This window comes from Streptomyces sp. NPDC031265 (assembly GCF_055570295.1).
This window is the reverse complement of the sequence record NZ_JBVIHM010000025.1, coordinates 35,464-44,469: the sequence shown is the minus strand read 5'-3', so window position 1 is coordinate 44,469 and position 9,006 is coordinate 35,464. Positions and strand designations below refer to the sequence as shown.

The following is a 9,006-nucleotide window of genomic DNA, read 5'->3' as shown; positions in this document are numbered from 1 at the left end:
TTGACAACGCCCTGGTCGTGGTTTTCCTTTGCGCTGTTGCGTTTGTTGGTATCCTCCCCGCCCCCCCCGGCGGGGGGGGGGGGGAGGCCCCCCCCCCCCCCCCCCGCCCAGCCGCATACGGCCCGCAGGTGAACGAGCGCGTCACGGGGGGCGTGGGCGGCGGGGCGGAGCCCCGGGGGCACAATGAAGGGGTGACCCGCGCAACTCTGGACAAGCAGCCGCACGAAGTCGCCACGATGTTCGACGACGTCGCCGCGAACTACGACCTCACCAATGACGTGCTCTCGCTCGGCCAGTCCCGGCTGTGGCGCAAGGAGGTCGCGAAGGCGGTCGACGCGCGCCCCGCCCAGAAGGTCCTGGACCTCGCCGCCGGCACGGCCACCTCGTCGCTCCCCTTCGCCGCCACCGGTGCGTACGTCGTCCCGTGCGACTTCTCCATCGGGATGCTGAAGGTGGGCAAGGGACGCCACCCGCACCTGCCGTTCACGGCCGGGGACGCGACCGCGCTCCCGTTCAAGGACGACACCTTCGACGCCGTCACCATCTCCTTCGGGCTGCGCAACGTCCAGGACACCGACGCGGCCCTGCGCGAGCTGTTCCGGGTGACGCGCCCCGGCGGGCGCGTGGTCATCTGCGAGTTCTCGCAGCCGACCTGGAAGCCGTTCCGTACGGTCTACAGCGAGTACCTGATGCGGGCGCTGCCGCCGGTCGCCACGGCCGTGTCGTCCAATCCGGACGCGTACGTCTACCTCGCCGAGTCCATCCGCGCCTGGCCCGACCAGCCCGCGCTCGCCGCGCGGCTCCAGCAGGCCGGCTGGTCCAAGGTCGCCTGGCGCAACCTCACCGGTGGTGTGGTGGCGCTGCACCGCGGCCACAAGCCCCAGTAACCCGGCGAGCAGCACACCACCGTGGACTACCAGGCCGTCCTCCATCAGATCGCGGACGACGTCGCGCCCCTCGTGGGGCGCGGCACCCCCGCCGCCTACATCCCCGCCCTCGCCGACGTCGACCCGTCCCGCTTCGGGATGGCAGTGGCCGACCTCGACGGCAAGGTGTACGGGGTGGGGGACTGGCAGCGGCCGTTCTCCGCGCAGTCGATCACCAAGGTCTTCACGCTCGCCCTGGCGCTCGCGCGCGGCGGCGACAGCCTCTGGGAGCACGTCGGCCGCGAGCCGTCGGGCAACCCGTTCAACTCGCTCGTCCAGCTGGAGTACGAGAACGGGATCCCGCGCAATCCGTTCATCAACGCGGGCGCGCTGGTCGTCACCGACCGGCTCCAGACCCTCACGGGTGACGCCAGCAGCGAGCTGCTGGAGTTCCTGAGGGAGGAGACCGGCAACCCGGAGCTCGCCTTCGACGCGGTGGTCGCCGAGTCGGAGGCGGCGCACGGCGACCGGAACGCGGCCCTGGCCCACTTCATGGCCTCGTACGGCAACATCGCCAACGACGTACCCACGCTCCTCGACCACTACTTCTGGCAGTGCGCCATCGAGATGAGCTGCGCGGACCTGGCACTCGCGGCCCGCTTCCTGGCCCGCCACGGCTTGCGCGCCGACGGCTCGCGGCTGCTGTCGCGCAGCGAGGCGAAGCAGATCAACGCGGTGATGCTGACGTGCGGGACGTACGACGCGGCGGGCGACTTCGCGTACCGCGTCGGCCTCCCCGGCAAGAGCGGCGTCGGCGGCGGAATCGTGGCGGTCGTCCCCGGCCACTGCACGCTGTGCGTGTGGAGCCCGGGGCTGGACGCGCGGGGCAACTCGGTGGCGGGGGTCGCGGCCCTGGACCGCTTCACGACCCTGACGGGCTTGTCGGTCTTCTGAGCCCGCGCTCCTCTTACGAGGCTGTGCCTGCGGGCCGTCGTTGGCTGACCGCGCGGTTCCCCGTGCCCCTGGGAAGTGGGTGGCGTCGTGCGGTCTTTTCTCTGCGGGCCGTGCCGGGCTGGTCGCGCGGTTCCCCGCGCCCCTGGGAAGCGGATGGCTCGTGCGGTCTTTTGCCTGCGGGCCGCCGTGGGCCGCCGTTCGCGCAGTTCCCCGCGCCCCTGGCGGGGTTGGGGCCCAGCTTGGCCGAAAGACGCTCACCCACGGGGGTTTGGGGGCGCGGGGATATGACATTTGCGGCTCCGCCGCCCCTTAGGGGCGCGGGGAACTGCGCACTCGGCCCCACCGGCCCGCAGGCGAAGATCAAGGTGGTTGGGGGGCGCGGGGAACTGCGCGAGCACCCCCCCACCGGCCCGCAGGCAAAGGCCGAGGCGATCCGGGGGCGCTCACAGCGACAGCCGGAAGCAATACCCCTCCCGCTCGGACGCCGGCGTAACGAACGTCTCCGCAAGCCGCATCCCGAGCCGCCGCGTAACCGCCACAGACCGCGCGTTCCGCGCATCCACCATCGCCACCACACGGTCGACCCCGGCCGCCCGCACCCGCTCAAGAGTGGCCCGGGCCGCGGCCGTCGCGTACCCCTGGCCCCACGCGGACCGGGCCAGCCGCCACCCGATCTCCACCTCCCCCACCGGCCCCCACGCATGCGGCCACGGCTGCGCCCCGGTGAAGCCGAGCACCTGGTCGTGCTCCCCAAGGAGGGTCCACAGGCAGAACCCCCGCTCCGCGTCGTGCTTGCGCTGCCGCGCCGTCAGCTCCTCATACACCGACAGCTCCGCCGCGGCACCCCCGTGGAACTCCATGACCTCCGGGTCGTCGAATACCTCGTGCCATGCGTACGCGTCCTCCTCGGTCGGCACGCGCAGCCGTACGACGGGCGGGGACGGCAGGGACGGTGGCAGGGACTTCTCCTCGGACAAGCTCATAGCGGGGCAACCCTTCGCGATAACGATCAACAGCCACCCATAGACTGCACAAGTCCCGTGCTTTCCGGCACGCAAAATCGAGTCTTCGGGAGAACCCGCTGTGACCGAGCCCCTCTCCGAACACACCGCGGATGTGATCGTCGTCGGGGCCGGCCCCGCCGGATCCACGACCGCGTACTACCTGGCCAAGGCCGGACTCGACGTACTGCTGCTGGAGAAGACCGCCTTCCCGCGCGAGAAGGTGTGCGGCGACGGGCTCACCCCGCGGGCCACCAAGCAACTGGTCGCGATGGGCATCGACATCTCCGAAGAGGCCGGCTGGCTCCGGAACAAGGGTCTGCGCATCATCGGCGGCGGCGTCCGGCTCCAGCTGGACTGGCCGGAGCTCGCCAGCTACCCCGACTACGGACTCGTCCGCAAGCGCGACGACTTCGACGAGCAGCTGGCCCGCCAGGCGCAGAAGGCCGGGGCGCGGCTGTACGAGCGGTGCAACGTCGGCAGCCCCATCGTCGACGACCGCACCGGCCGCATCACCGGCGTCAACGCCAAGCTGGGGGAGGAGAAGCGGGAAGTCACCTTCCACGCGCCCCTCGTCGTCGCAGCCGACGGCAACTCCACCCGGCTCTCCCTCGCGATGGGCCTGCACCGCCGCGAGGACCGCCCGATGGGCGTGGCCGTACGGACGTACTTCCAGTCGCCCCGCCACGACGACGACTACCTGGAGTCCTGGCTGGAGCTGTGGGACCGGCGCGGGCCCGGCGAGGACCGGCTGCTGCCCGGCTACGGCTGGATCTTCGGCATGGGCGACGGCACCTCCAACGTCGGCCTCGGCGTGCTCAACACCTCCAACTCCTTCAAGGAGCTCGACTGGCGCGAGGTCCTGAAGGCCTGGTGCGCCTCGATGCCCGAGGACTGGGGCTACACCCCCGAGAACATGACGGGCCCGATCCGCGGCGCCGCGCTCCCCATGGCCTTCAACCGCCAGCCGCACTACACCAAGGGCCTGTTGCTGGTGGGCGACGCGGGCGGCCTGGTCAACCCGTTCAACGGCGAGGGCATCGCGTACGCGATGGAATCGGGGCAGATCGCCGCAGACGTCATCGTCCAGGCGCACGCCCGCGCGACCCCGGCCCAGCGCGAGCTGGCGCTGCACAACTACCCGAAGATCCTCAAGGACACCTACGGCGGCTACTACACGCTGGGCCGCGCCTTCGTGAAGCTCATCGGCAACCCGAAGGTCATGAAGATCGCGACGCAGCGCGGTCTGACCCACCCGCTGCTGATGAAGTTCACGCTGAAGATGCTCGCGAACCTGACCGACCCCACGGGCGGCGACGCGATGGACCGCATCATCAACGGCCTCTCGAAGGTGGCTCCCAAAGCTTGATCATTCAAGGCCGGATCATCACTGATCCGGCCTTGCCAAGGTGGCTACCAAGGCCCGAGAAGCTCTGGGAGGCCCTGAGGAAGGCCTGAGCGGGTCTCGTGCGCTCTCGTACGTGTTCGTCCGGCTCGTATCGCCAGAAGGGCCGGTGCCCCCCTCTCCGGGGAGCACCGGCCCTTCTGTGCGTCTGTGAGCGCCAGGACTAGAGAACGCGGACCGCGCCGGTCGGCCGGTCCCAGTCCATGCCGCGCTCGACCACACCGGTCGAGGAGTTCTGCGCGCCGACGAACTTGCCGCCGCCCACGTAGATCGCCACGTGGTACGCGGAGCCCGCGCCGCCCCAGTACAGGATGTCGCCGGCCTGGAGGTTGGAGAGCGAGACCTGGCGGCCCGCCGTCGACTGGTCCTGCGAGACCCGCGGCAGGTCGATGCCCACCTGGCGGTACGCGGCCTGCACGAGGCCCGAGCAGTCGTACGCGCTGGAGCCCGTGGCACCCGACACGTACGCCTTGCCGACCTGCGCCAGCGCGAAGTTCACGATGGTGGCGGCCGAACCCGTCGCGGTGGAGGACGAGGTGACGGAGCTGCTGCCACCGGTCGACGCGCTCAGGGTGGTGCGCGCGGAGGAGCGGGAGGCGCGCGCGGCGGCCTCCTCCTTCGCCTTGGCCTCGGCCTTGGCCTTCTTCTCCGACTCGGCCTTGGCGTCAGCGTCGGCCTTGGCCTTCTTGGCGACCTTGGCGGCGCTGGAGGCGGCCGCGTTCTGCTGGGCCTTCAGCTGGAGGTCGGTGGCGACCTGCTGGGTGGCCTCGGCGGAAGCGGCGGCGGTGCTCGCGAGCCCGGTCGTGAGCGTGGGCATCTCGATGGTCTCGGTCACCGGCTGGGCGGCCTGCGCCTGACCTGTGGCGCCTGCCACCGCGATGGTGCTGAGGACGCCACCGGCAACTCCGGCACGGAGCGCGAGCTTGGAGGCGCTGCGGCGGGGCTTCCGGTGGCTGGGTATGTGAGCGGTGTGGGACATGAGGACAACCGCTATCAGGGGTTCACGGTTCCCTTCAAGAAACGTGTGCTGCGCCACAGTTGCGGTCGGGACGAACGAATCTGGTTCCTCTGAGCCCTTATTGACGCCGTAACGGGCAATCCGGGCATGCGCGATCACGGCTGTGATCATGTGGTTTTTATAAATAGTCCGAATTGCCCGTCGCCTACCATCCGTTCACACCGTTGGCCAAGCCCGGTTTAATCCGTGACGATTTCTTGTGACGCAGGTCACTTCGTATCCGGCTGTCGGCCGTCCCGTGACCGGCTCGTGATCAGCGAGGCGGGGGCGGGGCGACGGGGGCGGTCGGCCCGGAGTTGGTTCTAGATCACTTCGAGCCGATCCGGGTCGGCCCCGGGGCGGTCCGGAGTTCGTGAACGCGTGCACAGGTCCACCCTCCGGGGAGGCTCCCACCCGCACGAGTGAGCCGCGACCTTTTATCACTCGAATGAGTCCATCGCCAATTTGCCTGCAGGGCCCATGTCTTGATAGTGCCGCACCCCTTGCGACCAGCGGTAACAGGAGTAGATGCTACGCCTTGTGATCACTCGGCCGCTTCGGGTGTGAAGATCACCGCTCATCCGACTTCATGATCCTTCGTCAGGTGGTGGAGATCACAAAGCCGTTGGCGTACCCCGTGTCGCAGATCACAGACCACCGGGCATAGGATGCGGTGCAGTCGGGCTTGTGAACTGCCTCACATGTGCGCGATCTTCGCGCGGCGAGGGGGTGGCAGCGGTGCCCGTGTGCGGTCCAACGGTCAAGGACGACTGGAAGGAGCGAGGAGCGTGAATGCCTACGCGCCCATCCTCGTGCTCGGCGCCCTAGGGGCTGGGTTTGCGATCTTCTCCGTGGTCATGGCCACGCTTATCGGCCCAAAAAGGTATAACCGGGCGAAACTTGAGGCGTACGAGTGCGGTATCGAACCGACGCCCACGCCGGCCGGAGGCGGCCGCTTCCCCATCAAGTACTACCTGACGGCGATGCTCTTCATCGTCTTCGACATCGAGATCGTCTTCCTCTACCCCTGGGCCGTCACCTTCGACGCCCTGGGGGTTTTCGGGCTCGTGGAGATGCTGCTCTTCGTGCTCACCGTCTTCGTCGCCTACGCGTATGTGTGGCGGCGCGGCGGCCTGGAATGGGACTGAGGGGCTGAGGGGCACCTATGGGACTCGAAGAGAAGCTGCCGAGCGGCTTTCTGCTGACCACCGTCGAACAGGCCGCGGGCTGGGTGCGCAAGGCGTCCGTCTTCCCTGCCACCTTCGGTCTGGCCTGCTGTGCCATCGAGATGATGACGACGGGCGCCGGCCGGTACGACCTGGCCCGCTTCGGCATGGAGGTCTTCCGCGGCTCACCGCGCCAGGCGGACCTGATGATCGTGGCGGGCCGGGTCAGCCAGAAGATGGCCCCGGTCCTGCGGCAGGTCTACGACCAGATGCCCAACCCCAAGTGGGTCATCTCCATGGGGGTTTGTGCATCCTCGGGCGGAATGTTCAATAATTATGCAATTGTGCAGGGCGTCGACCACATTGTGCCGGTCGATATCTATTTGCCCGGTTGCCCGCCCCGGCCCGAGATGCTGATCGACGCGATCCTCAAGCTCCACCAGAAGATCCAGGGCTCCAAGCTCGGGGTGAACGCGGAGGAAGCCGCCCGCGAGGCGGAGGAGGCCGCCCTCAAGGCGCTGCCCACCATTGAGATGAAGGGGCTGCTGCGGTGAGCGACGACCGTACTCCCGAGGCGCCGGAGAACGGCGGCCTGCCCGCCCAGCGCGACGACACCGGTGACGTCATCGGCGTCCGCAAGGGCATGTTCGGCGCGGCCAACGGCGGCGACACCAGCGGCTACGGCGGCCTGGTGCGCACCGTGACCCTGCCGGGCGCCTCCTCCCGCCCCTACGGCGGCTGGTTCGACGAGGTGGCCGACGAACTCGAAGGCGCCCTGGAGGAGCAGGACCTGCTCCCCGAGAACGCCATCGAGAAGACGGTCGTCGACCGCGACGAGCTCACCTTCCACATCGCGCGCGAGCACCTCGTACGCGTGGCACGCACCCTGCGCGACGACCCGGCCCTGCGCTTCGAGCTCTGTACGGGCGTCAGCGGCGTCCACTTCCTGGGCGACAAGGGCCGCGAGCTGCATGCCGTCTACCACCTGCGCTCGCTCACCCACGGCCGGCTGATCCGCCTCGAAGTCACCGCCCCGGACAGCGATCCGCACATCCCGTCGCTGGTCAGTGTCTATCCGACCAACGACTGGCACGAGCGCGAGACCTATGACTTCTTCGGCCTGGTCTTCGACGGCCACCCCGCCCTCACCCGGATCATGATGCCGGACGACTGGCAGGGCTTCCCGCAGCGCAAGGACTACCCCCTCGGCGGCATCCCCGTCGAGTACAAGGGCGCCCAGATCCCGGCTCCGGACCAGCGGAGGTCGTACAGCTGATGAACACCGACAGCGCAACTTCGCGCGCTTCCGCCAGGGAGACGACGGAGGGGACCGTATATACGGTCACCGGCGGCGACTGGGACGAGGTCGCCCGCACCGCCGTCCGCGCCGACGACGAGCGCATCGTCGTCAACATGGGCCCCCAGCACCCCTCCACGCACGGTGTGCTGCGCCTCATCCTGGAGATCGACGGCGAGACGGTCACCGAGGCCCGCTGCGGCATCGGCTATCTGCACACCGGCATCGAGAAGAACCTCGAATTCCGCAACTGGACGCAGGGCACCACCTTCGTCACACGCATGGACTACCTGACGCCGTTCTTCAACGAGACGGCGTACTGCCTGGGCGTGGAGAAGCTGCTCGGCATCACCGACCAGATCCCCGACCGCGCCTCGGTCATCCGGGTGCTCCTGATGGAGCTGAACCGGCTCTCCTCGCACCTGGTCTGCATCGCCACCGGCGGTATGGAGCTCGGCGCGACGACGATCATGATCTACGGCTTCCGCGACCGCGAACTCATCCTCGACGTCTTCGAGCTGATCACCGGTCTGCGGATGAACCACGCGTTCGTCCGCCCCGGCGGGCTCGCCCAGGACCTGCCCCCGGGCGCGGTGGACCAGCTCCGCGAGTTCGTGAAGACGATGAAGAAGAACCTGCCGGAGTACGACAAGCTCGCCACCGGCAACCCGATCTTCAAGGCCCGTATGCAGGACGTCGGGTACCTCGACCTGACCGGCTGCATGGCGCTCGGCGCGACAGGACCGATCCTGCGCTCCGCGGGCCTGCCGCACGACCTGCGCAAGACCGACCCGTACTGCGGCTACGAGACCTACGACTTCGAGGTCCCCACCGCCGACAGCTGCGACGCCTACGGCCGCTTCCTGGTGCGCCTGGACGAGATGCGCCAGTCGCTGCGGATCGTCGAGCAGTGCCTGGACCGCCTGGAGCCCGGCCCGGTCATGGTCGCCGACAAGAAGATCGCCTGGCCCGCCCAGCTCGCGCTCGGCCCGGACGGACTCGGCAACTCCCTCGACCACATCAAGAAGATCATGGGCACCTCCATGGAGTCCCTGATCCACCACTTCAAGCTGGTGACCGAGGGCTTCCGGGTTCCCGTCGGACAGACCTACGCGGCCGTCGAGTCGCCCAAGGGCGAGCTCGGCGTGCACGTCGTGAGCGACGGGGGCACCCGCCCCTACCGGGTCCACTTCCGCGACCCGTCCTTCACCAATCTCCAGGCCATGGCGGCGATGTGCGAGGGCGGCCAGGTCGCCGACGTCATCGTCGCCGTCGCATCCATCGACCCCGTGATGGGAGGCGTCGACCGGTGACCGAGAC

9 protein-coding genes are annotated in these 9,006 nt (G+C 69.0%); 7 read left to right on the top strand and 2 right to left on the bottom strand.

Annotated features, from left to right (window positions below):
* Positions 1 to 191 precede the first annotated feature (191 nt).
* Together ACZ499_RS30310 and ACZ499_RS30305 are read left to right on the top strand one after the other, a co-directional pair.
* Entirely contained in the window at positions 192 to 887 is a 696-nt protein-coding gene (locus ACZ499_RS30310) for a demethylmenaquinone methyltransferase (protein WP_468412974.1), read from the top strand.
* Between the two features lie 21 nt (positions 888 to 908).
* Positions 909 to 1,820 (top strand): glutaminase, encoded by a 912-nt coding sequence (locus ACZ499_RS30305; RefSeq protein WP_385537995.1) that lies wholly within the window; start codon positions 909 to 911, stop codon positions 1,818 to 1,820.
* A gap of 443 nt (positions 1,821 to 2,263) precedes the next feature.
* Here ACZ499_RS30305 and ACZ499_RS30300 read toward each other — a convergent pair whose 3' ends face one another.
* Entirely contained in the window at positions 2,264 to 2,803 is a 540-nt protein-coding gene (locus ACZ499_RS30300; protein ID WP_468412978.1) for a GNAT family N-acetyltransferase, read from the bottom strand.
* Between the two features lie 100 nt (positions 2,804 to 2,903).
* Between ACZ499_RS30300 and ACZ499_RS30295 the strand changes: the two genes are divergently transcribed.
* Positions 2,904 to 4,190, top strand: a complete 1,287-nt coding sequence (locus ACZ499_RS30295) for a geranylgeranyl reductase family protein (protein WP_468412980.1) — start codon at positions 2,904 to 2,906, stop codon at positions 4,188 to 4,190.
* Between the two features lie 199 nt (positions 4,191 to 4,389).
* On the opposite strand, the gene ACZ499_RS30290 is transcribed toward ACZ499_RS30295, so the two are convergent.
* The gene (locus tag ACZ499_RS30290; protein WP_468679419.1) at positions 4,390 to 5,205 is read right to left on the bottom strand and encodes a C40 family peptidase; all 816 of its coding nucleotides are present in this window, start codon (positions 5,203 to 5,205) and stop codon (positions 4,390 to 4,392) included.
* An 806-nt stretch (positions 5,206 to 6,011) separates the two neighbouring features.
* Here ACZ499_RS30290 and ACZ499_RS30285 point away from each other — a divergent pair.
* The 4 genes from ACZ499_RS30285 to ACZ499_RS30270 are packed head-to-tail and all read left to right on the top strand — an operon-like array spanning position 6,012 to position 8,999.
* Positions 6,012 to 6,371 (top strand): NADH-quinone oxidoreductase subunit A, encoded by a 360-nt coding sequence (locus tag ACZ499_RS30285; RefSeq protein ID WP_007383963.1) that lies wholly within the window; start codon positions 6,012 to 6,014, stop codon positions 6,369 to 6,371.
* A gap of 17 nt (positions 6,372 to 6,388) precedes the next feature.
* Positions 6,389 to 6,943: a NuoB/complex I 20 kDa subunit family protein gene (locus ACZ499_RS30280; protein WP_067163033.1), complete on the top strand. Its 555-nt coding sequence runs from the start codon at positions 6,389 to 6,391 to the stop codon at positions 6,941 to 6,943.
* Positions 6,940 to 7,665, top strand: a complete 726-nt coding sequence (locus ACZ499_RS30275) for an NADH-quinone oxidoreductase subunit C (RefSeq protein WP_468412984.1) — start codon at positions 6,940 to 6,942, stop codon at positions 7,663 to 7,665. The genes ACZ499_RS30280 and ACZ499_RS30275 overlap by 4 nt, the downstream gene beginning before the upstream one ends.
* On the top strand, positions 7,665 to 8,999 hold the full coding sequence (locus ACZ499_RS30270) for an NADH-quinone oxidoreductase subunit D (RefSeq protein ID WP_468679418.1): 1,335 nt from the start codon (positions 7,665 to 7,667) through the stop codon (positions 8,997 to 8,999). Before ACZ499_RS30275 ends, ACZ499_RS30270 begins: the two co-directional genes overlap by 1 nt.
* Positions 9,000 to 9,006 lie beyond the last annotated feature (7 nt).

Bases quoted from the DNA above. Each gene is read 5' to 3' on its own strand.
- ACZ499_RS30270 (WP_468679418.1), top strand. From the start codon at position 7,665: ATGAACACCGACAGCGCAACTTCGCGCGCTTCCGCCAGGGAGACGACG.
- ACZ499_RS30290 (WP_468679419.1), bottom strand. From the start codon at position 5,205: ATGTCCCACACCGCTCACATACCCAGCCACCGGAAGCCCCGCCGCAGC.
- ACZ499_RS30300 (WP_468412978.1), bottom strand. From the start codon at position 2,803: ATGAGCTTGTCCGAGGAGAAGTCCCTGCCACCGTCCCTGCCGTCCCCG.
- ACZ499_RS30280 (WP_067163033.1), top strand. From the start codon at position 6,389: ATGGGACTCGAAGAGAAGCTGCCGAGCGGCTTTCTGCTGACCACCGTC.